General features: G+C 69.2%; 19 protein-coding genes. 8 read left to right on the top strand and 11 right to left on the bottom strand.

The genetic code is table 11. The annotated features are described in order from the left end of the window. Window positions 1–14: 14 nt before the first annotated feature. From ACIRON_RS30630 to ACIRON_RS30620, 3 genes are all read right to left on the bottom strand, one after another. Complete coding sequence (locus tag ACIRON_RS30630; RefSeq protein ID WP_402999143.1) at window positions 15–2195, bottom strand: 3-hydroxyacyl-CoA dehydrogenase NAD-binding domain-containing protein; 2181 nt, start codon at window positions 2193–2195, stop codon at window positions 15–17. 138 nt (window positions 2196–2333) lie between these two features. Further along, window positions 2334–3545, bottom strand: a complete 1212-nt coding sequence (locus ACIRON_RS30625; protein WP_402999140.1) for an acetyl-CoA C-acetyltransferase — start codon at window positions 3543–3545, stop codon at window positions 2334–2336. A 39-nt stretch (window positions 3546–3584) separates the two neighbouring features. Continuing rightward, window positions 3585–4178: a MerR family transcriptional regulator gene (locus ACIRON_RS30620; protein WP_402999137.1), complete on the bottom strand. Its 594-nt coding sequence runs from the start codon at window positions 4176–4178 to the stop codon at window positions 3585–3587. Window positions 4179–4298: 120 nt separating this feature from the next. Between ACIRON_RS30620 and ACIRON_RS30615 the strand changes: the two genes are divergently transcribed. Continuing rightward, window positions 4299–5447, top strand: coding sequence for an acyl-CoA dehydrogenase family protein (locus tag ACIRON_RS30615; protein ID WP_402999134.1), 1149 nt, complete (start codon window positions 4299–4301; stop codon window positions 5445–5447). A 193-nt stretch (window positions 5448–5640) separates the two neighbouring features. Here ACIRON_RS30615 and proC read toward each other — a convergent pair whose 3' ends face one another. Next, window positions 5641–6489 carry a pyrroline-5-carboxylate reductase gene (gene proC / locus ACIRON_RS30610; RefSeq protein ID WP_402999131.1) on the bottom strand — a complete coding sequence of 283 codons (849 nt, stop codon included), beginning with the start codon at window positions 6487–6489 and terminating at the stop codon, window positions 5641–5643. 55 nt (window positions 6490–6544) lie between these two features. Between proC and ACIRON_RS30605 the strand changes: the two genes are divergently transcribed. Further along, entirely contained in the window at window positions 6545–8167 is a 1623-nt protein-coding gene (locus ACIRON_RS30605) for a Coagulation factor 5/8 type domain-containing protein (RefSeq protein WP_402999128.1), read from the top strand. Between the two features lie 75 nt (window positions 8168–8242). Here ACIRON_RS30605 and ACIRON_RS30600 read toward each other — a convergent pair whose 3' ends face one another. Both ACIRON_RS30600 and ACIRON_RS30595 read right to left on the bottom strand, forming a co-directional pair. Next, window positions 8243–8644, bottom strand: a complete 402-nt coding sequence (locus tag ACIRON_RS30600) for a hypothetical protein (RefSeq protein WP_402999125.1) — start codon at window positions 8642–8644, stop codon at window positions 8243–8245. A 135-nt stretch (window positions 8645–8779) separates the two neighbouring features. After that, the gene (locus ACIRON_RS30595) at window positions 8780–12196 is read right to left on the bottom strand and encodes a bifunctional proline dehydrogenase/L-glutamate gamma-semialdehyde dehydrogenase (RefSeq protein WP_402999122.1); all 3417 of its coding nucleotides are present in this window, start codon (window positions 12194–12196) and stop codon (window positions 8780–8782) included. A gap of 82 nt (window positions 12197–12278) precedes the next feature. Here ACIRON_RS30595 and ACIRON_RS30590 point away from each other — a divergent pair, with 82 nt between their 5' ends. Beyond that, window positions 12279–13196 (top strand): LysR family transcriptional regulator, encoded by a 918-nt coding sequence (locus tag ACIRON_RS30590; RefSeq protein WP_402999119.1) that lies wholly within the window; start codon window positions 12279–12281, stop codon window positions 13194–13196. A 6-nt stretch (window positions 13197–13202) separates the two neighbouring features. Here the strand turns inward: ACIRON_RS30590 and ACIRON_RS30585 are convergent, their stop codons facing one another. Beyond that, entirely contained in the window at window positions 13203–13871 is a 669-nt protein-coding gene (locus ACIRON_RS30585) for a TetR/AcrR family transcriptional regulator (RefSeq protein WP_091043451.1), read from the bottom strand. 97 nt (window positions 13872–13968) lie between these two features. Beyond that, window positions 13969–15483 carry a flavin-containing monooxygenase gene (locus ACIRON_RS30580; RefSeq protein ID WP_402999116.1) on the bottom strand — a complete coding sequence of 505 codons (1515 nt, stop codon included), beginning with the start codon at window positions 15481–15483 and terminating at the stop codon, window positions 13969–13971. A gap of 276 nt (window positions 15484–15759) precedes the next feature. On the opposite strand from ACIRON_RS30580, the gene ACIRON_RS30575 reads away from it, so the two are divergent. After that, a complete protein-coding gene (locus ACIRON_RS30575) occupies window positions 15760–16566 on the top strand; it encodes a hypothetical protein (protein ID WP_402999113.1) in 807 nt (268 codons plus the stop codon). A 211-nt stretch (window positions 16567–16777) separates the two neighbouring features. Here the strand turns inward: ACIRON_RS30575 and ACIRON_RS30570 are convergent, their stop codons facing one another. Both ACIRON_RS30570 and ACIRON_RS30565 read right to left on the bottom strand, forming a co-directional pair. Beyond that, on the bottom strand, window positions 16778–17218 hold the full coding sequence (locus tag ACIRON_RS30570; RefSeq protein WP_402999110.1) for a hypothetical protein: 441 nt from the start codon (window positions 17216–17218) through the stop codon (window positions 16778–16780). 258 nt (window positions 17219–17476) lie between these two features. Then, window positions 17477–18655, bottom strand: coding sequence for a CaiB/BaiF CoA transferase family protein (locus tag ACIRON_RS30565; protein ID WP_402999107.1), 1179 nt, complete (start codon window positions 18653–18655; stop codon window positions 17477–17479). A gap of 179 nt (window positions 18656–18834) precedes the next feature. Between ACIRON_RS30565 and ACIRON_RS30560 the strand changes: the two genes are divergently transcribed. Together ACIRON_RS30560 and ACIRON_RS30555 are read left to right on the top strand one after the other, a co-directional pair. Further along, window positions 18835–20220 carry a serine/threonine-protein kinase gene (locus tag ACIRON_RS30560; protein WP_402999104.1) on the top strand — a complete coding sequence of 462 codons (1386 nt, stop codon included), beginning with the start codon at window positions 18835–18837 and terminating at the stop codon, window positions 20218–20220. A gap of 185 nt (window positions 20221–20405) precedes the next feature. Next, on the top strand, window positions 20406–21851 hold the full coding sequence (locus tag ACIRON_RS30555; RefSeq protein ID WP_402999101.1) for a glyceraldehyde-3-phosphate dehydrogenase: 1446 nt from the start codon (window positions 20406–20408) through the stop codon (window positions 21849–21851). Here the strand turns inward: ACIRON_RS30555 and ACIRON_RS30550 are convergent. Further along, window positions 21773–22648, bottom strand: coding sequence for a hypothetical protein (locus ACIRON_RS30550; protein WP_402999098.1), 876 nt, complete (start codon window positions 22646–22648; stop codon window positions 21773–21775). The genes ACIRON_RS30555 and ACIRON_RS30550 overlap by 79 nt on opposite strands. Before the next feature lie 278 nt (window positions 22649–22926). Between ACIRON_RS30550 and ACIRON_RS30545 the strand changes: the two genes are divergently transcribed. Together ACIRON_RS30545 and ACIRON_RS30540 are read left to right on the top strand one after the other, a co-directional pair. Next, window positions 22927–24927: an NADPH-dependent 2,4-dienoyl-CoA reductase gene (locus ACIRON_RS30545; protein WP_402999095.1), complete on the top strand. Its 2001-nt coding sequence runs from the start codon at window positions 22927–22929 to the stop codon at window positions 24925–24927. A gap of 10 nt (window positions 24928–24937) precedes the next feature. Beyond that, complete coding sequence (locus tag ACIRON_RS30540) at window positions 24938–25357, top strand: HIT family protein (RefSeq protein WP_091043461.1); 420 nt, start codon at window positions 24938–24940, stop codon at window positions 25355–25357. Window positions 25358–25514: the final 157 nt, after the last annotated feature.

The raw sequence follows: 25514 nt of genomic DNA, 5'->3' as shown, positions 1-25514 counted from the left end.
TCACGCGGGACTGGTCAGACTGGGAGGGCCTCACCCTTCGCCGCGAGGTCGCGGAGGTACTGCGTCGGCCGGAACCGCTCGCCGTACGCCTCGGCCAGCTCGTCGGCACGGGCCAGGAAGGCGTCGATGCCGATCGAGCCGTCAGCGGCCTCGTAGCCGGTGATGAACTGGGCCGCACCACCGGTCTGCGGCGGGAAGCCGATGCCGAAGATGGAGCCGATGTTGGCGTGGGCGGCCGAGGTGACGACGCCCTCCTCGAAGCACTTGGCCGTCTCGAGGGCCTCCGCGAAGAGCATGCGGTCGCGGACGTCCGCGATCGAGGGCTGCTCCGCGGCGACCGGGAACAGGTCGGCGAGACCGGTCCAGATCGAGCCGCGCTTGCCGTCGGCGTACTCGTAGAAGCCGGCGCCACGGAGCTTGCCGGGACGCTCCGCCTCGAGCATCTTCGTCACGACCGCCTCGCCCGGGTGCGGGTTGTAGGTCGCACCCTCGGCCTCGGCGGCCTCGCGCGTGGCGAGACCGATCTTGGCCATGAGCTCCATGTTGAGCTCGTCGGTGAGCTGCAGCACCGGAGCCGGGTAGCCGGCCTGGGTGGTGGCGCGCTCGACGGAGTACGGCGCGACGCCCTCGGCGACCATCGCGAGGCCCTCGTTGACCATGGTGCCGATGACGCGCGAGGTGTAGAAGCCCCGCGAGTCGTTGGCGATCATCGGGGTCTTCCTGATGGCGAGGGTGATGTCGTACGCCTCGGCCAGGGTCTTGTCGGAGGTCTCCGCGCCCTTGATGATCTCGACCAGCGGCATCTTGTCCACCGGGGAAAAGAAGTGCAGGCCGATGAAGCGCGATGCGTCGCCGTCGATGCCCTTGGCCAGCTCGGTGATCGGCAGGGTCGAGGTGTTCGAGGCGAGCAGGGCGCCCTCGGCGAGGTGCGGGATGACCTCGTTGAAGACCTTCTGCTTGAGCTCGACGTTCTCGAAGACCGCCTCGACGACCAGGTCGGCGCCGGCAGCGTCGGCCGCGTCGATGGTCGGGGTGATCCGGGCGAGCAGCTCGTCGGACTTCTCGCTCGTGAGCTTGCCGCGCTTGATGGCCTTCTCGTTGATGGTCGCCGAGTAGGCCTTGCCCTTCTCCGCCGCCTCGATCGAGACGTCCTTGAGGACGACCTCGACACCGGCACGAGCCAGGACGTAGGCGATGCCCGCGCCCATCATGCCCGCGCCCAGCACGACGGCCTTCTTGGACTGGAACTTCTCGATGCCGGCCGGGCGCTCCTTGCCCGCGTTGATCGAGCCGAGGTCGAAGAAGAACGCCTGGATCATGTTCTTCGACTGCTGGCCGGTGACCAGCGAGACGAAGTAGCGCGACTCGATCCGGGTGGCGGTGTCGAAGTCGACCATCGCACCCTCGACCGCGGCCGACAAGATCGCCTTCGGCGCACGCATGTCGGACTGCTTGAGCTGCTTGCGCAGGATCGGCGGGAACGCGGGCAGGAAGCCTGCGAGGGCCGGGGAGGTCGGCTTGCCACCGGGCATCTTGTAGCCGGGCTTGTCCCACGGCTGGGCGATCTCGTCGGGGTTGGCCTTGATCCACGCCTTCGCGGCGGGCACGAGCTCATCGGGGGAGGAGACGAGCTCGTGGACCAGACCCTTCTCGAGGGCGGCGGCGGGCTTGAACTTGGTGCCCTGACCCAGGACATCCATCAGGCCGGTCATGATGCCCAGGAGACGTACGACGCGGGTGACGCCACCGCCGCCCGGGAGCAGGCCGAGGGAGACCTCGGGCAGGCCGATGTCGTAACGGGCGTCCAGCGCGATGCGGTGCTGGGCGGCCAGCGCGATCTCCAGACCGCCACCGAGGGCGGCACCGTTGATCGCCGCGACGACCGGCTTGGGGAAGGTCTCCAGCTTGCGGAGGGTCGCCTTGATCGACTCGACCTCCTCGAAGACCTGAGCGCCGTTCTCGGGGCGTACCTGGATCATGTTCTTGAGGTCACCACCGGCGAAGAAGGTCTTCTTCGCGGAGGCGATGACGACGCCCGTGACGTCGTCTGCTTCGGCGTACAGCTTCTCGACGGCCTCCGCCATCGAGGTCTTGTACAGCTCGTTCATGGTGTTGGCCGACTGGTTCGGGTCGTCCAGGGTCAGCGTGACGATGCCGTCGGCATCGCGGTCATAGCGGACTGCGGTCTCGCTCATTTGTCTTCCTTCAAGTCTGTGTCGGGCACGGCCCGGGATGTTCACCGAGGTACCTCGGTCAGCTGTCGCTTCCTTCGCGGAGCTCCACGAGGGATGTGGGCGCTCACCGAGTTACCTCGGTGAGCATTCGCGAACGCGTCAGACCAGCTCGACGATCGTGGCGATACCCATGCCGCCACCGACGCACAGCGTGGCGAGGCCGCGCTGCTTGCCCTGACGCTCGAGCTCGTCGACCAGGGTGCCGAGGATGATGGCACCGGTCGCGCCCAGCGGGTGACCCATGGCGATCGCGCCGCCGTTGACGTTGGTGACCGACTCGTCGATGCCCATGTCCTTCATGAACCGCATCGCGACCGCGGCGAACGCCTCGTTGATCTCGAACAGGTCGATGTCGTCGACGGTGAGACCGGCCTTGGCCAGCGCCTTGCGCGAGGCCGGGGCAGGGCCGGTGAGCATGATCGTCGGGTCGGCGCCGGAGACGGCGGCCGAGATGATCCGGGCACGCGGGGTGAGCCCGTTGGCCTTGCCGGCCTCCTCGGATCCGATCAGCATCAGCGCGGAGCCGTCGACGATGCCCGACGAGTTTCCGGCGTGGTGGACGTGGTCGATCTTCTCGACCCAGTGGTACTTGGCCAGCGCGACGTCGTCGAAGCCGGCCTCCTGACCCTGCTGGAGGAAGGACGGCTTGAGGCCGGCCAGGGTCTCGGCGGTGGTGCCGGGGCGGATCAGCTCGTCGTGGTCGAGCACGGTCAGACCGGTCTGGTCGACGACCGGGATGACGGCGTCCTTGAAGTAGCCGTTCTCCCAGGCGGCGGCCGCACGGGCGTGCGACTGCGCGGCGTAACGGTCGACGTCCGCGCGGCTGAAGCCCTCGAGCGTCGCGATCAGGTCGGCGCCGATGCCCTGGGGGACGAAGCCGGTCTTGAGCGCGGTGTCGGGGTCCTGTGCCCAGGCGCCGCCGTCGCTGCCCATCGGCGCCTTGCTCATCGACTCGACGCCACCGGCGAGGATGAGGTCCTCGAACCCGCCGCGTACGCGGGAGGCGGCCTGGTTCACGGCCTCGAGGCCGGAGGCGCAGAAACGGTTGAGCTGCACACCGGCGGTCGTCTCGGGGAGACCGGCCTTGATGGCGGCGGTCTTGGCGATGTCACCGCCCTGCTCGCCGACGGGGGTGACGACGCCGAGGACGACGTCGTCGATCTGCTCGGGGTCGAGGTTGGGGTTCCGCTTGCGGGCCTCGTCGATCAGGCCGACCACCAGGTCGATCGGCTTGACCTCGTGGAGCGCTCCGGTCTTCTTACCCTTCCCGCGCGGCGTGCGCAGGTGGTCATAGATGAATGCTTCAGCCATGCGCCGATTGTGACACTAAAACTGTCACAGTCAACAGGTTCACGACAGATTCCGGGAGATGGTCCGGTTCACCGCGTCCTGGAAGCTCACCACGATGGCCTCGGTGGTCAGCTGACGCAGCCGCGGGAGCACCTCTTCGAGGCGGGCTGCCTCCTCCGCGGTGTGGTGGGTCCGCTTGAACGGGTCGATGACCTGATCGCGCAGGATCGTGTTGAGCTCGGCGGCGAGGTCCGCCATGAGGCGCGAGGTCGCCGCGTACGCCGCTGCCAACGCATCGCGAGGCAGCCCCAGCGCGATCAGCTCACGCCCGATCCTCGCCTGGATGTCGTCGGTGGGCTCGGTGGCCCAGGACGTGATCATGGCGCGCTGCATCGCCAGATCCTCCCGGGTGGTCTCGGCGGGCAGCCGGGCGAGATAGCGCTCGATCGCCTGCAGGGTGAACCCGTGCTCCTGGAGCGCGGTGACCATGTCCAGGCGGGCACGGTGCTCGGGCCCGTAGTAGGCAACCCGGCCACGCCTGATCGCCGGCGGGATCAGGCCGAGGCTCGCGTAGTAGCGCGTCGTGCGCACCGACACCCCGGTGGCGGTCGACAGCTCATCGATCGTCATCAGCTCATCGGTCACCTCGGTCATAGCCAGGGACCGTAGACCAAAGTGTTGCTACTTCGCCAGTGTTACTGTCACAGTTGCTCCGTCGGTGTCTTGCGTCACAGTCGTGGGCCCGATGAGATCGAACGTCGACGAAGGAGTGTCATGCCGGAGAAGCCCACCATCTACGAGGCCGAGCACGAGGACTTCCGCGCCACCGCGAAGGCCTTCTTCGAGAAGGAGGTCGTGCCCTTCCACGACCAGTGGGAGAAGGACGGCATCGTCCCGCGCGAGCTGTGGAAGAAGGCCGGCGACACGGGGCTGCTCTGCTTCGACGTCGAGGAGGAGTACGGCGGCCCCGGCATCAAGGACTTCCGGTTCAACTCCGTCCTCCACGAGGAGATGGCGAAGATCGGCGCCAGCGGCCCCGGATTCTTCGTCCACACCGACATCATCGTCCCCTACATCTCGCACCTGGGCACCCCGGAGCAGAAGGCCCGGTGGCTGCCGGGCTGCGTCTCCGGCGACATCATCACCGCCGTCGCGATGACCGAGCCGGGCGCGGGCTCGGACCTCCAGGGCGTACGCACCACCGCGGTCGACAAGGGCGACCACTACCTCCTCAACGGCTCGAAGACGTTCATCTCCAACGGCATCAACGCCGACCTGGTCATCGTGGTCGCCAAGACCAACCCCGAGGCCGGCGCGCACGGCATCTCGCTGCTCGTGGTCGAGCGCGGCATGGAGGGCTTCGAGCGCGGACGCAACCTCGACAAGGTCGGCATGAAGGCGCAGGACACCGCCGAGCTCTCCTTCACCGACGTGGTCGTACCCAAGGAGAACCTGCTCGGCGAGGAGGGCTCCGGCTTCATCTCGCTGATGACCCTGCTGCCGCAGGAGCGCATCTCGGTCGCCTCGATCGCGGTCGCCGCGGTCGAGCAGGTCCTCGAGCTCTCCCTCGACTACGCCCGCACCCGCGAGGCCTTCGGCCGCCCGATCGGCCGCTTCCAGAACACCGCGTTCACCCTCGCGGAGATGGCCACCGAGGCCTACCTCGCCCGCCTCTTCCTCAACGACGCCGTCACCCAGCTCAACGCCGGCACCGCCGACACCGTGCTCGCGTCGATGGCCAAGTGGTGGACCACCGAGCTGCAGAAGAAGTTCGTCGACCAGGGCGTCCAGATCCACGGCGGCTACGGCTACATGATGGAATACCCGATCGCCAAGGCGTTCATCGACAGCCGGATCCAGACCATCTACGGCGGCACCACCGAGGTGCAGAAGCTGATCATCTCCCGCCACCTCGGTCTGTAACCCGCTGCCGCGTCGGTCGAGCCGCGAGGCCGCCTGCGGCCGAGCGTGTCGAGACCAACACGGTCCCCGGTCGCGCTCGATGGGACCGTGTTGGTCTCGACACGCCTCCGCCTAGCGGCTCCGGCGGCTCGACCAGCGGGACAGCCCGACCAGCGGGAAACCTCGACCAGCGGAACGGCTCGACCAGCGGCGGCTAGGAGAGCTCCTTCGAGCGTACATAGGCGGCGCGGGTGGCCTCGAGGAAGGCCGCCCGCAGGCCGCCCTGCTCGAACGCGCCCAGCGCGGCGGCGGTGGTGCCGCCGGGCGAGGTGACCTGCTCGCGGAGGATCGCGGGGTGGGTGCCGCTCTCGAGCAGAGCCGCGGATCCGGTGAGCGTCTGGATGACGAGCGTGGTGGCGTCGTCCCTGGTCAGGCCCAGGTGGACGCCCCCCTCGATCCAGGCCTCGGCGACCAGGAAGACGTACGCCGGGCCGGAGCCGCTGATCGCGGTGACGGCGTCGATCTGCGACTCGGGGAGGGTGACGACCTTGCCGACCGCGCGCATCAGGTCGGCAGCGGCCGTGATCGCGTCCGGGGTCGCCTTGGCGCCACCGGCCACCACCGACATGCCCTCGCCGACCAGGGCCGGCGTGTTCGGCATGACCCGGACGACCGAGACCCCGTCCGGGACCGCGGGCTCCATCGCGGAGGTGGGTACGCCTGCGGCCAGCGAGACCACCGTGCCCCCCTCGCGCAGCGCGGACGCGATCGACTGCAGCACCGGCACGACCCCGTAGGGCTTCACCGCCAGCACCACCACGTCGGCCTCGGCCGCGGCCTCGGTGGCGGGCAGCGTACGGATGCCGTGCTTCTCGCGGAGCGCGGCGGCCTGCTCCTCACGCGCCTCGACGACGATGACGGAGTCGGGGGTGTGGCCCGCCTCGAGGAGTCCGGCCAGCACGGCCCCGCCCATGTTGCCTGCTCCGATGATCGCGATCGTCATGCTCGTCAGTCTGTCAGAGCGGATGACCTGCGCGAATAAGGCCCCACAGGACCCAAGCAACTGCTAGGTTGCGATACCCACGCCCGTAAATTCGCCGCGGTCATCGGGAGGCCACATGCGCATTCGACGTACGTCTCTACTTGCTGTGGTCGCCCTCGCGGTGACGGTCGCGATGGTCGGTCCACCAGCCTCGGCTGACGGCGAGGAGGAGCGCCGGCTCCCATCTCCCGAGTCCGAGGTCAACGTGACCGGCGAGCCGTTCACCGGGACCGCTCCGGACGGCACGGTGCAGGGGCTGATCGACGCCCACAGCCACATGTTCATGCAGGACGGGATCGGCGGGGCGGCCGTCTGCGGGAAGGTCTTCTCCGAGGCCGGGATCGCGGACGCGCTCAAGGACTGCCCCTCCCACGGGATCGCCGGCGAGACCGCGCTGCTGGAGAACCTGACCCGTTCGGGCAGCCCGCTCGGGTTCCACGACACCGCCGGCTGGCCCTCGTTCAAGGACTGGCCGGCCTACGACTCGCTGACCCATCAGCAGATGTACTACCGCTGGGTCGAGCGCTCCTGGCGGGCCGGCCAGCGGATCATGGTCGTGAACCTGACCAGCAACAAGGCGCTGTGCGCGATCAACCCGGGCACCAACCAGTCCTGCGACGAGATGACCGCGGTGCGGAGGCAGGCCCGGGATGCGTACGACACCCAGGCCTTCATCGACGCGCAGTACGGCGGCGAGGGGCGCGGGTGGTACCGGATCGTCACCGACGCCGCGCAGGCGCGCGAGGTGATCGAGGACGGCAAGCTCGCCGTCGTGCTCGGCATGGAGACCTCCGAGCCGTTCGGCTGCTCCCAGAAGCTGCGGCTGCCCTCGTGCACACGCGCCAACATCGACGCCGGGCTCGACGAGCTGAAGTCGCTCGGGGTCTCGTCGATGTTCCTGTGCCACAAGTTCGACAACGCGCTGTGCGGGGTCCGCTACGACAAGGGCACCACCGGGCTGCTGATCAACGCCGGGCAGTTCCTCACCACCGGCACGTTCTGGACCCCGAAGGCCTGCAGCGCCGACCAGCCGCACGACAACAACCCGCGTCTGGTCGACCGGCCCGCCGAGCTCGACTGGCTGCCGCAGCCGCCGATCTACCCGTCGGGGACGGTGTGCAACCCACACGGCCTCTCCGCCCTCGGCGAATACGCCCTGCGCGGGCTGATCAAGCGCGGCATGATGGTCGAGGTCGACCACATGAGCGCCAAGGCCGCCGGCCGCGCCCTCGACATCCTCGAGGAGACCGACTACCCCGGCGTCCTGGCCAGCCACTCCTGGATGGACGAGCGCTACCTCGACCGGCTCTACGCCCTCGGCGGGTTCTCGACGATCTACGGCCACAGCACCGACGAGTTCCTGGCGGAGTACGCCCGCACCGCACCCGTCCGCGACCGCTACGACGCGGGCATCGGGTTCGGCTTCGACATGAACGGCTTCGGCGGCACGCCCGGGCCGGCGAAGACGCGGGTCAGCTACCCGTTCGACAGCGTCCTCGGTGACTCCGTCGTAGACCGTCAGGTCACCGGCCAGCGGATCTGGGACTACAACACCGACGGCGTCGCCCACTACGGGATGATCCCCGACTACATCGAGGACCTCCGCCTCACCGGCGGCCAGGACGTCATCGACGACATCGTCCGCGGCCCCGAGTCCTACCTGCGTACGTGGGCAGGGGCACGTTCAGCAGCACACTGACCAGCAGGCCTGCCGAGTCGGCGCATCTGACCCCTCGGATGCGCCGACTCGGCAGTAAATGTCAGAAGAGGCGATTCAGTCGTCTCGAGAACGCCTGAGCCAACCCCCGCCGAACAAGGCCCAGACGACGAGCAAGGGCTGGAAGAACAGCCGGATCAACCGCTTGCTGTCGGTGTCGAGACCGAACGCGTCGACGCCCTCGACGTACTGCGCGACGTTGCCGGGGAAGATGACCACGAAGAACGCGGCGAGCAGTCCTCCGATCAGCCGTTGCCTGCCCGGCAGCGCGACGAAGGCGACACCGAGCCCGATCTCGACGATGCCTGAACCGAGCACCGTCAGGTCCTCATCGATGGGGAACCAGCTCGGCACCTGCGCTTGGAACTCCTGCCGCTGGACGGTCAGGTGCGCCACCCCGGCTCCGATCATCGCAACACCCAGCAGGAGGCGCGCGGCGGTGCGCGCGATCGAGGTCATGACCCCACTGTAGGAGAGCGCGCAGAACCTCGACGCATGCCGACCCTGCTCATCCTGACCGACACCAACGCCGAGTCGGCTCGTCATGACGAGCCGACTCGGCGCCGATTTGTGTCAGAACGAGCCGACTCGACCTCAGAAGAGGTTCTCCACCAGCGGGGTCGGGGAGCCGAAGCGGTGGGCGGTGATCGAGACGGCCTGCTCGCGCAGGAAGGTGAGCAGCTCGACGCGGCCGGCCTCGACGACGGGCTGGGCGTAGAGGGCGATGTCAACGCGGCCCTGGCTCGCCTCCGCGAAGGTCTCGCGCGACCCACCCAGGAGGCGTACGCGGCCGGGCGCCTCCGGCCCGGTCAGCGTGGCGCCCCAGGCGGCCGCGTCCTGGACGACGTACGTCGCACCGGTCGCCCGCACCAGGGAAGCGGTCTCGTCGTCGAGCGCCTCGGCGACCGAGACCGTGACCGGTGCACCGGCGGCGACACCGCCAGCGAGGACGCGCAGCAGGTGAGCGACCGGGCCGCCCTCGTGGCGAAGGGTGACCGGCACCGGCGAGTAGCGCAGCACGTTGACCTCCGCGGTCAGTCGTGAGACGTCCCGAGCGGCACCGAACTCGCGCTCCCAGGCGACCGCGTCCGAGCCGGCGCCGCGCTGGAGCATCTCGATACCGTCGACCCCGAGCCGACCGGCCCAGTCGACGAGCGACCGTACGGCAGGAGCCGGCGTCGCGAGCTCGGTGGCAGGAGCCGGGGCCCAGTCGCTGAGGCCGACCAGGTAGTTGGGCCCACCGGCCTTCGTCCCGGCGCCGACCGCCGACTTCTTCCAGCCACCGAACGGCTGGCGACGCACGATCGCGCCGGTGATGCCGCGGTTGACGTAGGCGTTGCCGGCCTCGACGGAGTCGAGCCACTGCGAGATCTCGGCCCGGTCGAGGCTGTGGATGCCCGCGGTGAGGCCGTAGTCGACCTGGTTCTGGATCTCGATCGCCTCGTCGAGCGAGTCGGCCGAGATCAGACCGAGGACGGGACCGAAGTACTCGGTCAGGTGGAACTCGGAGCCACGCTTGACGCCGGTCTTCACACCCGGCGACCAGAGCCGCCCGGTGTCATCGAGCTGGCGCGGCTTGACCAGCCACGACTCGCCCGGGGCGAGCGACGTCAGCGCCTTGAGCAGCTTGCCGGAGGCGGGCTCGATGACCGGACCCACCTGCACCGTCGGGTCGGTCGGATATCCCACGCGAAGCGAGGTCACCGCGTCGATCAGCTGGTCGCGGAAGCGCCGGGAGGTCGCGACCGAGCCGACCAGGATCCCCAGCGACGCCGCCGAGCACTTCTGTCCGGCGTGACCGAAAGCGGAGTAGACGAGGTCCTTGACGGCCAGGTCGAGGTCGGCGTCCGGGGTGACCACCAGCGAGTTCTTGCCCGAGGTCTCGGCCAGCAGCGGCAGGTCCGGGCGGAACGAGCGGAAGAGCTCGGCCGTGTCGAACGCACCGGTCAGCACCAGGCGGCCGACCAGCGACGAGGCGACCAGCGCACGACCGACCTCGTTCTCCGGCACGTGCACCAGCCGCAGCACCTCCTTCGGCACCCCGGCGGCCCAGAGCGTCTCGACCAGCACCGAACCGCAGCGCTTCGCCTGCGGGGCCGGCTTGATCACGACGGCCGACCCGGCAGCGAGCGCGGCCGCGACACCACCGGTCGGGATGGCGAGCGGGAAGTTCCACGGCGGGGTGACGAGCGTCAGCCGCACCGGCACCGCACGCGCGCCGTCGACCGTGTCGAGCTCCTCGGCCAGACCCGCGTAGTAGTTGAGGAAGTCGATCGCCTCGGAGACCTCGGGGTCACCCTGGTCGAGGGTCTTGCCGCACTCGGAGGCGGCGACCTCGAGCCACTCGGCCCGGCGCCGCTCGACCTCGACCGCGGCGGCCCGGAGCACGGCGGCCCGCTCGGCACCGGTCTTGCGGCCCCAGTCGGCCTGGGCGCCGACGGCACCCTCGAGCACCGACTCCACGGCCTCCACCGAGCTCAGCGTGTGGTCGGCGACGAGCTGGTCACCCAGCGTCGAGGAGCCCACCCGGGCGATGATCGCCTTGCCCCACTCCCGGTTGCCCGGCAGGTGCGGGTCGGTGTCGGGGGTGTTCTCGAACACCCCGGCCACCGGCGCGACATCGACCGACTCGCGTCGGTCCTGGGGCCGGTTCGGCGGCGGAACGGACTCGTCGACAGCGGCGAGGGAGCGTACGAACCGCTCCTTCTCACGCTTGTAGAGGGCCTCGGAGGAGTTGAGGTCGAAGACGGCCGACATGAAGTTCTCGGTGCTGGCGCCCTCCTCGAGACGACGCACGAGATAGGCGATCGCGACGTCGAAGTCCTTCGGGTGCACGACCGGCACATAGAGCAGCAGGCCACCCACGGTCTCGCGGACCGCCTCGGCCTGGCCCTCGGCCATCCCCAGCAGCATCTCGAACTCGACCGAGTCACGAACCCCGCGCTGACCAGCCAGGATCCAGGCGTACGCCACGTCGAACAGGTTGTGGCCGGCGACGCCGACGCGCACGTTGCCCATCCGCTCGGGCGTCAGCGCCCAGGACAGCACCCGCTTGTAGTTGGTGTCGGAGTCCTGCTTGGTCGACCAGGTGGCGACCGGCCAGCCGTGCAGCGACGCCTCGACGTGCTCCATCGGCAGGTTGGCGCCCTTGACCAGGCGCACCTTGATCGCCGCGCCCCCTCGTGCGCGACGAGCAGCCGACCACTCCTGGAGCCGCATCATCGCCGCCATCGCGTCGGGCAGGTAGGCCTGCAGGACGATGCCCGCCTCCAGGTCGGCCAGCTCGGGCCGGTCGAGGAGCCGCGTGAAGACGTCGATGGTCATGTCGAGGTCGCGGTACTCCTCCATGTCCAGGTTGATGAACTTCTTCGTCCCGGCGGCCGAGGACTTCGCCGCGTAGGTGTAGAGCGGGAGGAGCCGCTCGACCACGTGGCTGACCGCCTCGTCGTACGCCCAGACCGCGTGCGGCGCGACCGGCGAGGAGACCTTCACCGAGACGTAGTCGACGTCGTCGCGCGCCAGGAGCTTGCGGATCCCGGCCAGACGGCGGTCGGCCTCCTTCTGCCCCAGGACGGCCTCGCCGAGGAGGTTGATGTTCAGGTTCACGCCGCGCTCGCGGATCCGCGAGATCTGCTGACCGAGCCGCGCGTCGGAGGCGTCGATCAGCAGGTGACCCACCATCTGCCGCAGCGCACGGCGCGCCACCGGGATGACGAACCACGGCGCGACCACCGACATCAGCGCGCCGAGCTTCACGCCCAGCTTCAGGTGCCAGGGCAGGAACGAAGGCACGCTGCCGGCCAGCTCGCGCAGGCTCGCCGCGGCCACGCGTACGTCCTCGGGCCGGATCACCCGGTCGACGAAGCCGACGGTGAAGTCGAGCCCGGCAGGGTCCTTGAGTACGTCGGCGAGGCGCTGGGCGGCCGCAGCGGTCGGCTTGGTCGAAGCCTTCTCCAGCCAGCCACGAACGAGGTGGTCGACCTCGGAGATGAGCGCGTCATTGGTGGTCATAGTGCCGAGTATGCGACCAGAGTCACGTAAGATAAAGCGATGTTTCCTGGGGATTATTCATAAGACAAACTGAAGGGTTCCGATGCTCGACGTCCGCCGCCTCCGCCTCCTCGCCGAGCTCGCCGCGCGCGGCACCCTTGCCGAGGTCGCCGAGGCCCTCCACCAGAGCCCGTCGTCGGTCTCCCAGCAGCTCGGCCTGCTCGAGAAGGAGGTCGGCGTCCCCCTCCTCACCAAGGCGGGACGACGGGTCCAGCTCACCGCCGCGGCGGAGGTGCTCGTCGAGCACACCACCGAGATCCTGGCCCGGCTCGAGGCAGCCGAGGCCGCGGTCACCGCTCTTGGTGACGCGACCGCCGGCACGGTCCGGGTCGCCGTCTTCCAGTCGGTGGCCCTCGCCTACATGCCGCAGGCGCTCGCCGACCTGACCCGGCGGCACCCGCGGCTCCGGGTGATGCTGTCCCAGCGCGCCCCCGAGCAGGCGCTCAACGACCTCGCCCTGCGCGAGCTCGACCTGGTCGTCGCCGAGCACTACCCCGACCACGGGGCCCCGCACTTCGACGGCCTGGACCGGCAGCCGCTCACCACCGACCGGCTCCGGCTCGCCCTCCCGCCCCGCGGTTCTGGAGCGATCTGGGACAACATCACCTCCCTCGCCGACGCCGGATGTGTCCCGTGGGCGATGGAGCCACCCGGCACCGCGTCCCGTCACTGGATCGAGGAGCAGTGCCGCCGGGCAGGCTTCGAGCCCGAGGTCCGCTACGAGACCGACGACGTCGAGGCCCACGTCGCACTCGTGGAGTCCGGCAGCGCCGTCGCGCTGCTCTCCGACCTGATGCGCGTGCGCCACCGCACCGCCGTGCGGCTCATCGAGCTGCCGGGGTCGCCACGGCGTACGGTCTTCACCGCGACCCGCACGGCCATCGCCGACTCCCCGGGCATCATCGCCTGCCGAGCCGCGCTGGCTCGCGTGGTGCCGGCGGACCTGACGCTGCCCGGCTGAGGGGGATCAGCCGAGGAGCTCCTCGAGCGGCTGGTCGTGGTCGATCGAGAGCCCGTACGCCGTCGTGCGGGTGTCGATCATGGCCAGGATCGCCTCGGTGACGACCGAGGTCAGATGCTCGGCGTCGGGGATGCCCTCGCCGAGGTGGACCCAGCGGCGTACGGCACCGAAGACCATCCCGATCAGGCCGTAGATCAGCGGATCGACGGCCTTCTTGTCGACCTCGGAGACCTCCACGCCGGTCAGCTCGAACGCGGCCAGGATCAGCTCCTTGATCCGCTCGGCGATCCGGTCGAGGCCCTGCTGAAGGGGCCCCGTTCCGTTCGGCGCGGTGTCGACGTCGGCCACCTGATGCAGGAGCGGGTGCTCGAGCGCCCAGTTGACGTACGCCCCGACGGTGCGGGAGATGATCTGCCGGATCGATCCGGTCAGCTCCATCGCCGGGAAGAGCTTGGCCCACAGACCGTCGAGGATGTCGGCCTGGATGGCGAGGTCGAGCTCCCGCCGGTCGGCGAAGTGCCGGTAGACCACCGAGCGGGAGAGCCCCGCGGCCTGGCCGATCGCCTGCAGGCTGACGTTGACGCCTTCGGTCTCGATCAGACCGATAGCGGCATCGACGATGCGCTTTCGTCGGTCATCGTTGTGACGCTTCCAGCGAACTGCCCTGCCATCCATGGTGGGACCATCGTAGTCCCACGTACTTCACGCCGGGTCCGGAACGCCTGTCACAGTAATCACAGACCCGGCGCCGCAGCGGCTGCCGAGGTGGGGCTCAGGCGAACCGGATCACGCCGTCGGCGACCGGCGACCCGAGGGCCTTCATGTCCACGAGATAGTTCTGCTTCGCGGCCCACGGCGCCCGGTCGCCGGCCTTCGGCATGAGGTCCAGCGAGCGCTGGATGTAGCCGGAGGCCAGGTCCATGAACGGCCGCTCCTCGACGCTCGGGTCGCGGGTGACCGCGGCGACGTCGTAGCCGTTCTCGCCCATGAAGTCGAGCAGCCGGATCACGTAGTCGGTGACCAGGTCGGCCTTGAGCGTCCAAGAGGCGTTGGTGTAGCCGATCGTGTAGGCGAAGTTGGGCATCCCGGTGATCATCAGCCCCTTGTAGGCCATCTGCTCGGGAAGGCTGACCGGCTCGCCGTCGACGGCGTAGTCGAGCCCGCCGAAGAGCCGGAGGTTGAGCCCGGTGGCGGAGATGACGATGTCGGCCTCGAGGGTCTCGCCCGACTCGAGCTCGATGCCCTTCGGCACGAAGGTCTTGATCCGGTCGGTCACCACCGCGGCGTACCCCTCGCGGATCGACTTCATCATGTCGCCGTCGGGGACGAAGCAGATCCGCTGGTCCCACGGGTTGTAGGGCGGGTTGAAGTGCTTGTCGACGTACGCGATCGCCTCGTCCTTGGTCATGCCGGGACGGCCGCCGCGGGCGGTGAGGCCGTTGATCCACTGGTCGCGGATCACCTTCTTGACGACCCCGGGCGCCCGGCGGGCGATCTGGTAGGTGCCGACGGTGAGGGCGATGTTCTCCCAGCGAACGGTCTCGTGGCCGATCTTCTCGCGCACGCGCTTGAAGGGGAGCTTGCCGAGCAGCTTGAACGGCGCCGTCTTCAGCAGCGAGGCGATCGCGTCCTGGCCCGGGCGGGAGAGGATGTAGGTCGGGGTGCGCTGCAGCATCGTCACCTTCTCGGCCCGGTCGCTGCCCTCGCCCGCGAGGTTGGGCAGGAGGGTGACGGCGGTCGCGCCGGAGCCGATGATGACGACCTTCTTGCCCGCGTAGTCGAGGTCCTCGGGCCAGTGCTGCGGGTGGACGAACGTGCCCTCGTACTCGTCGAGACCGGCGAACTCCGGCTGGTAGCCGTTGGCGTAGTCGTAGTAGCCCGAGCAGTTCCACAGGAAGTCGGTGGTGATCGTCTGCGGGCCATCAGGCGTGTCGACAGAGACCGTCCACTGCTTGTCCTCGCTGCTCCACGCGGCACCGGTGACCTTGTGGCCGTAGTGGATCAGCTTGTCGACGCCGTAGTCCTTCGCCGTGTGGCGCAGGTAGTCACGGATCTGGTGACCGTCGGCGAGGGCCTGCGCGCTCTCCCACGGCCGCCACCTGAAGGCGAAGGTGAACATGTCGGAGTCGGATCGGATGCCCGGGTAGCGGAAGAGGTCCCAGGTGCCGCCGCTGCCCTCACGCTGCTCGAGGATCGCGAGCGTCTTGCCGGGCAGTCGCTCGCGGAGCTGTGCGGCCGCTCCGATGCCGGAGACGCCGGCCCCGATGATCAGTACGTCGACATGCATGCGGGCTACGTTACCCGGGAGTACGTGTTTGCGACACCCTGTCTCGCAAACTTTTGCAAGCAGCCCGGAATTCGCGGGCGAGGAAGCACCCGGGCAAAACAACTCGCACCCCCCTTCCACAGCCGCGCACAGGATCACTACTCTGCGGTCTGCAGCTGTGGGGGCAGTGAGCATCCACAGCGACGTCGAGGTCACCCACACCCGTCGCTTTCGATGGCTGAGGCTGCGCGCGGACCGCAAAGCGCGGTCACACGGTCTTCGAAAGGTTTTCGAGTGTTGAGTTTCGTACGTCCCGGCGCGATCGTCGCCGGCGTCGCCCTTGCCGGGCTCGCCGCAACCCCCGCGTTCGCCACCGGCGACCACGGTGACCCGGCCGGCAACAACGGCACCGTCAAGGTGATCCAGCACGGCGACATCGACGAGGTGCCGCAGAACCAGCCACACGTCGGCTGCACCCTCGACATCGAGTGGTACGGCTTCGACGAGGGCGAGGACATCGTCTCCGAGATCAGCTTCGAGCTGCACGCGCCGACCGACGGCGGCGAGCTCACCGTCGACGGCCCGGACAAGGTCTTCGTTGGCGGTGACGCCGCCAGCGGTGCCGGCACCGACGACGGCCTCGACGGTCGCGAGACCTACACGCTGTCCGCGACCGGTCTCGCCCACCCCAAGCAGGGCTTCCACGCGAAGGTCACCATCCACACCCCGGGCAGCATCGGCAACGACACCAAGACCAAGGTCTTCTGGTTCCAGGACTGCGCGGTCGAGGAGGAGCCGTCCACCTCGCCCTCCCCCTCGGAGGAGCCCACGGAGCCCGCCGCCGCCGAGGAGCCGACGGACGAGCCCACCGAGGCCACCCCGGTCTCCGACGAGACCGAGCCCGCTGCGGAGGAGTCCTCCGAGGCGCCGGTGACCGAGTCCGACGTCCCGACCAACATCGACGCCGGTCTCGCCGGTGACAGCGACTCCCCCGTGCCCGCGATGTGGCCGCTGCTCGCCATGCTCGCCGGCGCTGCCGCTGCCGGCACCGCGCTCGTCGTGGTCCTGCGCCGCCGCGCTGCCGCTCTGGTCCACAAGGACTGAGCAAACCCACGTCACATAGAACGGCGCGGCGTATGACCTTCGGGTCGTACGCCGCGCCGTTTCTGCGACAACGGCCGGGATCTCAGTCAGCGCGGAAAAACAGCATTCGGCCAGTTGTGGCCGTCGAATCCAGTCCATTCGTCGAGGAGCGCAAGCATGTCGCTCTCGACGTCCACCAGGTTCCAGCCTCGATAGCCCCGTCGCCGGTTCCTCATCTGCTGCCCGCCAATGCCATGAGTCCGAGGGCACCGAGCGCGAAACTCCAGACGAGTTGAAGCGCAAGAATCGGGCTGGCGAAGGTGTGCCCACTCGCCACACTGGCGATCAGCGCGAGGAGGCCGACCCCGCCTCCAGCAACAGCGGCCGTTAGCGACACGCCTGCCAACGGAACTGGCCTGCGCATCCGGAAGGACACGGCGTACAGGAACGCCGTCAAAGTCAACCAGCCGACAAACGTGGCCGCGACCACCACAATGAAGGCGGTTAACAGCAGTCCCGAGACCTCACCTGCACTGAAAAGCGTCGTGATGGCCGTGGATGTCGCGAACGAGACCATGAACAGCGCAACGAACGCCAGGACCACTCGCGACTTGCGCGTCGTCTTGCTCGAACCTGCAAACACCGCGATTTCTCCGGGCCGCCCGATCGGCATGAGACCTCGGTAAGGCCTCATCGGCAGGATCTGATGACCCACCGTCAGGCAAACTAACAGGCACGGGCTAGCGGCTCCAGGGGCTTCTTCCGTGCATCCGGATGTGCCCAGGTTCTCGCCGCCTGGGCGTCGGCGAGAGCCACCTCGATCTACCAACGGGTCTCACCCAGACGTCATCACCGGGCAGCCAAGCCTGACCAGGTTGTGAAGCTGAGCGTGGCCTATAGGTCACGCTCAGCTTCACAACCTCTTTGTTGCTCAGTCCTGGAACGCGGCGCCCTTCTCGATCAGCGCGTCCGCGTCGTCGACACCCCAGGCGGCGAGGGCCTCGCGGGTGTGCTGGCCGGCGCTGGCGGCCGGTCCGGCACCCAAGGTGGAGGTGGTCCGGCTGAACCGCGGAGCGGGGGCGGGCTGGGTGACACCGTGGTGGGTGACGTACGTCTGTCGAGCCTGCAGGTGCGGATGCGTGGCGGCCTCGGAGGGGGTGAGGACGGGGGCGACGCAGGCGTCGGTGCCCTCGAAGAGCTCGGCCCACTCGGCCATCGTCTTCGACGCGAAGGTCTTCTCGAAGAGGGAGCGCATCTCGTCGTAGCGCTCCATCTCGTACTGCCCCGGGCAGACCCCGTCGAGCCCGAGCCGGGTGACCATCTCGGCGAAGAACTTGCTCTCCAGAGCACCGACCGCGACCTGCCGGCCGTCGGAGGTGTCGTAGAGCGCGTAGAACGGCATCGCGCCGTCGAGCAGGTTGCTCTGGCGCTGCTCGTGCCAGGTGCCGGAGGCGAGCATGCCGGAGATCATCGTGGCGAGGTGGGCGGTGCCATCCACGATCGCGGCGTCGACGACCTGCCCCTGGCCCGTCGTCTTGGCCTCGACCAGCGCGGCGAGGATGCCCATCACCAGGTAGGTCGATCCGCCGCCGAAGTCACCGAGCAGGTTGAGCGGGAAGTGCGGACGGGCGCGGTCCTGGCCGAGCCCGTTGAGCACGCCGGTCGTGGCGATGTAGGTGAGGTCGTGACCGGCGGACTGGGCCAGCGGGCCCTCCTGACCCCAGCCGGTCATCCGGCCGTACACCAGGCGTGGGTTGCGCTCCAGACAGGCGTCGGGACCCAGGCCGAGACGGTCGGTGACGCCGGGCCGCAGCCCCTCGATGAGCACGTCGGCGGTCTCCACCAGACGCAGGACGGTCTCGACGGCGTCCGGGTTCTTGAGGTCCAGCGCGATGCTCGGGCGACCGCGGGTGAGCAGGTCACCGGCACCCCCGCCGAGCACGTTGCCGCCCGGCCGGTCGACCCGGATCACGTCCGCACCCATGTCCGCGAGGAGCGTGCATGCGTGCGGCCCCGGCCCGATCCCCGCCAGCTCGACGACCTTGACCCCGCGGAGGGGTCCGGTGCCCTGGCCCAATGTCACTGTGGATGGTTCCGTCGACTCAGTCATGACCGTCATGCTCCCAGAATTCCAACCGCCCACGCGGCGTGCCCGGATCTCAGAGTCAAGTCCGATACGCTCCGAGGCACACTCGCCGGTGCACAGGAGCAGAGAAGTTGTCTCGGGAAATCCCCACGTCCCCCCAGTCGGTCCAGTCGAGCCCGCTGACCGCGAACGATCCGCGCGAGATGGGTCCGTACGCCCTCATCGGCCGCATCGGCCACGGCGGCATGGGCGTGGTCTATCTGGGTGAGGACGCCGCGGGCATGAAGGCGGCGGTCAAGGCGATCCTTCCCGAGCTCACCTCCGACCCGGGGTTCCGCGCCCGGTTCGAGCGGGAGATCGAGGCCGCCAAGAGGGTCGAGAGCCGCTTCACCGCGAGGGTCCTCGACGCCGACCCCAGCGCCGAGCAGCCCTGGATGGCGAGCGAGTACGTCGCCGACCCGCCCCTCAACAAGGTGATCGGTTCCGGCCAGCGCCTGTCCGAGATCGACGTACGTCAACTGGTCGCCGGCGTCGCCGAGGCCCTCGCCGCGGTGCACTCTGCCGGGCTGGTCCACCGCGACATCAAGCCGGGCAACATCCTCTACGGCGACACCGACCCGTGCGTGATCGACATGGGCATCGCCCGCTCCGTCGACGGCACCTCGCTGACCCAGACCGGCAAGGCGGTCGGCACCTACGGCTACCAGGCGCCCGAGCAGGTCCAGACCGGCACCTTCTCCAGCGCCGTCGACATCTGGGCGCTGGGCCTGGTCGCCTTCGTCGCCGCCACCGGCCGCTGGCCGTTCAGCGGCGAGATCGGCTCGATGGGACATCTCCTCACGGGCGAGTCGCCCAACCTGAGCCTGTGCCCGGTCTACCTGCGCCCGCTGGTCGCCGCGTGCCTGGCCGAGGACCCGACCGGACGCCCCTCCGCCGCGGACATCCTGGCCACCAACGGCGACTGGACCCTGCTGCCGGCCCCGGTCACCTCGGAGGAGGCGACCAGCGTCGGCACGCTGTCGGCGGCCGCCGTCACGGGCGGGATCGCTCGCCCTCCGCACCCCGCCACGGCCTCCTCCAACACTGCCGACCTGCCGACGATGGCACCCACGTTCGCTGAGCCCGCCCCGCCGTCCGGCCGACGCTGGAAGGTCGCGGTCCTGGCGGCGGCGGCCGTGGTCCTGGTCTCGGCCGGCGTGGCCGTCGCCGCCAACCCCGGCCTCCTGCCCGGCCAGGAAGACACCCCCAAGGTCGGCGAGGTGACTCCGTCCGCCGAGCCGACCACCGGCGAGAGCAGCACGGCGCCGACCACGCCGGTCGGCGGCTCGGTCGACACCGGGACGGATCCCGGGCTGAGCGAGGAACCAGGCGACGAGGGCGCGGAGGGCGACGGCGAGATCGCCCCCAGCAGCGGTACGTCCACCGGCGACGCGACTCCTACGGAGTCGCCGGATGCGAGCGCGACGGCTCCCAGCGCCCCGGCCACCGACCCGGCCACCGAGACGCCGACCGCCGAGCCGACCGAGACCGCGACGGTCGAGCCGACCGCGGAGCCGACGCCGACGCCGACTTCGGCACCGCAGGAGTAGCGCTCAGAACCGGTTGGAGTTCGTGCAGAGGCCTCTCGCGAAGGCGCGAGGAGACCCCCGTCACACCGGTTCCGGGGTTGGATCGATCAAGGTGGCCGGGGCTCCGGCGATGCCGATAATCGAGCCTGGCGGGGTGCGCCCACCTGCCGTACGCCAAGCCTTCCCGAGCAACCGAAAGTTGAGCTGTGAGCGACACCGACGAGACCTTCAACGACTGGCAGCACCGCGAGGAGCTCGCGGAGACGATGATCCCGATCATCGGCAAGCTCTACCGCGAGAAGGATGTCACCATCCTGGTTCACAGCCGGTCGCTGGTGAGCAAGTCCGACATCTCGATCCTCAAGGCGCACCGCTTCGCGCGCCAGATCGAGGGCGAGGAGCTCTCGGTCACCGAGACGTTCCCGCTGCTCCAGGCAGTCGCCAAGCTCGACATCGGCCCCTCGAAGATCGACCTGGGCCTACTCGCGGTTCAGTACGCCGAGGACCAGCGCGGTCTCTCCGTCGACGACTTCGTCGCCGAGAAGCTGTCCGGCGCAACGGGCGACAACAAGCTCGAGCGCAATGGCGGCCAGGACGTCGTGCTCTACGGCTTCGGCCGGATCGGCCGGCTCGTGGCCCGGCTCCTCGTCGAGAAGGCCGGCTCGCGCCACGGTCTGCGACTGAAGGCAGTCGTCGTCCGCAAGGGCGGCGAGGACGACCTCATCAAGCGCGCCTCGCTGCTGCGCCGCGACTCGATCCACGGCCAGTTCGCCGGCACCATCACGGTGGACGAGAAGAACGGCGTGATCATCGCCAACGGCAACCCGATCCAGTTCATCTACTCCAACGACCCGACGACGGTCGACTACACGGCGTACGGCATCAAGGACGCCATCCTCATCGACAACACCGGCAAGTGGCGTGACCGCGAGGGCCTCTCGCAGCACCTGCGTCCGGGCGTCAAGAAGGTCCTGCTGACCGCGCCGGGCAAGGGCGACGTCCCCAACATCGTCCACGGCGTCAACCACCAGACCCTCACCGGCGACGAGTCCGTGATCTCCTGCGCCTCCTGCACGACCAACGCGATCGTGCCGCCGCTGAAGCTGATGGAGGACCGCTTCGGCATCGTCCGCGGCCACGTCGAGACGGTGCACTCGTTCACCAACGACCAGAACCTGTTGGACAACTACCACAAGGCCGACCGTCGCGGCCGCTCCGCACCGCTCAACCTGGTGCTCACCGAGACCGGTGCCGCCTCCGCCGTCGCCAAGGCGCTCCCGGACCTGAAGGCGAAGATCACCGGCAACTCGATCCGCATCCCCACCCCGGATGTCTCGATCGCGATCCTGTCGCTCTCGCTCAAGAGCGAGACCTCGAAGGAAGAGGTCGTCGACTACCTGCGCGAGGCCTCGCTCACCGGCGAGCTGCGTCGCCAGGTGGACTTCACCACCGCCCGCGACGCCGTCTCCTCCGACTTCATCGGCTCCCGCGCCGCGTCGATCGTCGACGGCAACGCGACCATCGTCGACGGCGACTCCGCCATCCTCTACGTCTGGTACGACAACGAGTTCGGCTACTCCTGCCAGGTCGTCCGCACCGTGCAGTCGATCTCCGGTGTCGAGTACCCGACCTTCCCGGCACCCTCTGCCTGATTCTTCTCGGTGGTCTCGACAGGATCGACCACCGTGGCTGCCCCTCCTCGCCCGGTCTCCGGGCGAGGAGGGGCGGTCTCGTTCCAGGCACGGAGAATGGCGTCGGCGCTGGTCAGGCCGACCTGCGCGACGTCGCGGAGCGCGGGCGCGGACCGCAGCCACATCTCGTACTCGACCCGCTCCTTCTGCTTCTCGGCATCGACACTGAGCCAGTCGACCTCGCGCAACGGCCCGTTGACCGGCGCACCCCAGACCGTCACCGTCGGTCCGTGCTCGAGCGGCAGCCAGGTCTCCTCGATCGGCGCGAACCAGTCGCCGGCTGGTTCGACGTGAAACGTACGAGGCGGAGTGCTGCGGTTCGCAGCCGGCGGCGCACCTCTGTCGTAGGTGTGGCCGGTGACCTCCGCACCGAACACCACCCAGCTGGCGATCGTCGCGACCAGCGGGAAGCGACGGCCGTCCAGGCAGCCCCAGCGGTCCAGCATCAGGCCGAGGAGGGGCGGCACGTACCAGTTCCGTCTGACGACCTCGGCCTGCTCCACCCAGGTCTGGTAGATGTTCAGCTTGCGCTGGCGGCCGAGCCTGACGATCACCGGCCGGACCGCATCCAACGTCTGGTCCGGGCAACGCGGGCGGGCCAGCAGATCGGCCAACCTCCGTTCGTCATAGACGATCGCACTCCCCACCTTCTGCCCCGGGCCGGCGAGGCCTGCGGTCAGAACTCGGTTCGCCTCGACCTTCCCGATCATGTGCAGCTCGCAGATGCGGCGTATCGCCTCGCGCGTCGTGATCCCCATGGGTCACGGACGGTAGGCAGAGTCTCACGGCTCCTCGACCACAAACTCGCAGCCTGTGGATAACCCTGTGGAAAGTGCGTGAATGCCGCCCACCAGAAGTCGGCTCGCCTTCCTTTTACTAGACGATGACGCTTTGTGAAGGATTCACAAAGCGTCATCGTCTAGTAAAAGCCCGAGATCATCGCCTGACCCGCAGGCCGCGACTCGAGCGCGGCCCCCGGCGGCGACCAGGGACCGGACACTGGCCACTTCTTATTACTCATGAGTAGCATACGTCCATGGCGTACGAATCCCTGCTCTCACCGATCACCATCGGGTCGCTCACGCTGCGCAACCGGGTGGTGATGGGGTCGATGCACACCGGCCTCGAGGACCACGCGTGGGACATCCCGAAGCTGGCCGCCTACTTCGCCGAGCGGGCGCGCGGAGGCACCGGGCTGATCATCACCGGCGGCTACGCGCCCAACAAGCGCGGCTGGCTCAAGCCGTTCGCGAGCGAGATGAGCTCCCGGCTGCACGCCGCCCAGCACCGCCGGGTCACCGGCGCGGTGCACGAGGAGGGCGGCGCGATCGCGATGCAGGTGCTGCACTCGGGTCGCTACGCCTACACGCCGTTCTCGGTCAGCGCCTCGGCGGTCCAGGCACCGATCAACCCGTTCAAGCCCGCGGCCCTCTCCGACAAGGCCGTCGACGCGACCGTGAACGACTTCGCCAAGAGCGTCTCGCTGGCGAAGAAGGCCGGCTACGACGCGGTCGAGATCATGGGCTCGGAGGGCTACCTGATCAACCAGTTCCTCGCCGAGCGGACCAACCAGCGTGAGGACCGCTGGGGCGGCACCGCGACCAACCGTATGCGGTTCCCGGTGGAGATCGTGCGTCGCTCGCGCGAGCTGGTCGGCGACGACTTCCCGATCATCTTCCGGCTCTCGATCCTCGACCTGGTCGAGGACGGCCAGACCTGGGAGGAGACGATCGAGCTCGCGTACGCGCTCCAGGACGCCGGCGTCTCGGTCTTCAACACCGGCATCGGCTGGCACGAGGCGCGGGTGCCCACCATCATCACCCAGGTCCCGCGTGGTGCGTGGCTGGACATGACCGCCCGCCTCAAGGCCGAGGTGTCGGTCCCGGTCTGCGCCTCCAACCGGATCAACACTCCCGAGCTCGCCGACGAGGCGATCGCGACCGGCAAGTCCGACCTGGTCTCGATGGCCCGGCCGCTGCTGGCCGACCCGGAGTTCGCCAAGAAGACCGCCGAGGGCCGCACCGACGAGATCAACACCTGCATCGCCTGCAACCAGGCCTGCCTGGACCACGCCTTCGCCAACAAGGCCGCCTCCTGCCTGGTCAACCCGCGCGCCGCGCGCGAGACCACCCTGGTGCTCAGGCCGACCAAGCTCAAGCAGAAGGTGGCAGTCGTCGGCGCCGGACCGGCCGGCCTCGCCGCCGCCACCTCGGCCGCCGAGCGCGGCTTCGCGGTGACCCTGTTCGAGAAGTCTTCGCAGCTCGGAGGCCAGTTCCGCCTCGCGATGGCGGTGCCCGGCAAGGAGGACTTCAAGGACACGCTGCGCTACTTCACCCGCCGTCTCGAGGTGCTGGGCGTCGAGGTACGTCTCGACACCGAGGCCACCACCGCCGACCTGGAGCCCTTCGACCACGTCATCGTCTCCACCGGTGTCACGCCGCGGCTCCCGCAGATCGCCGGCTCCGAGGACGAGCGGGTCGTGACGTACGCCGATGTGCTCGCCGGTCGGGTCGTCCCCGGCCGTCGCGTCGCGGTGATCGGCGCCGGCGGCATCGGCGTCGACGTGTCCGCCTGGCTGACCCACCAGCCCGAGACCCTCGAGGAGTGGAAGGCCCGATGGGGCGTCGGTGACCCGGCGACCTTCCGCGGCGGTCTGACCAGGCCGGTCCTGGAGGCACCGGCTCGCCAGGTGACCCTGCTGCAGCGGAAGGCCACGCCGATCGGCATCGGCCTCGGCAAGACCTCCGGCTGGGCCCACCGCGCCCACCTGAAGCAGGACGGCGTCAAGCAGGTCCGGGGCGCGACGTACGACAAGATCGAGGCCGGCGACGACTCCCTCACCCTCCACTACGCCGTCGACGGCGAGCCCCGCACGCTCGACGTCGACCACGTGATCCTCTGCGCGGGCCAGGAGTCGGTCCGAGACCTGTGGACCGAGCGCGAGCACTGGCACCTGATCGGTGGCGCCGACGTCGCCGCCGAGCTCGACGCCAAGCGCGCGATCAGGCAGGGCACCGAGGTCGCCGCCGGGCTGTAACCTGCCAGGCATGAGCGATCCCGACTGCCTGTTCTGCAACATCGTCGCGGGCAACATCCCCTCGACGAAGGTCTACGAGGACGAGGAGACGTACGCCTTCACCGACATCGCCCCGGCGGCCGAAGGGCACACGGTGGTGGTGCCGAAGACGCACACCAAGGACGTCCTCGAGGCCGACCCGGCGGTCTACGCCGCCACCGCGAAGACCGCCCAGGCGGTCGCGAAGCGGGCGGTCGAGGTGCTGCAGGCGGACGGGGTCAACGTACTCAACAACTGCGGGCCGGCCGCGTGGCAGACGGTGTTCCACCTGCACTTCCACGTGATCCCGCGCTACACCGACAAGACCAAGGACTCGCTCACGCTCCCCTGGGTGCCGAAGCCGGGTGACCTGGACGCGATCCGGGCGATCGGCGAGAAGCTCGCCTTCTAGCGGAACTGCCCAGGAACAACTGCCCAGGAACAACGACGGAGTGGCGGGGGGGCCCGGGGGGCGCCCCCCCCCCCCCCCCCGGCCCGGGCCCCCCCGGGGGGGGGGGGCCCGCGCCCCCCCCCGCCCCCCCCCCCCCCCCCCCCCCCCCCCCCCCCCC

It is taken from the genome of Nocardioides sp. NPDC101246 (genome assembly GCF_044767415.1).
GTDB lineage: Bacteria > Actinomycetota > Actinomycetes > Propionibacteriales > Nocardioidaceae > Nocardioides.
Note: the sequence above shows the minus strand (reverse complement) of the source record. Positions and strands in the feature narration are given on the sequence as shown.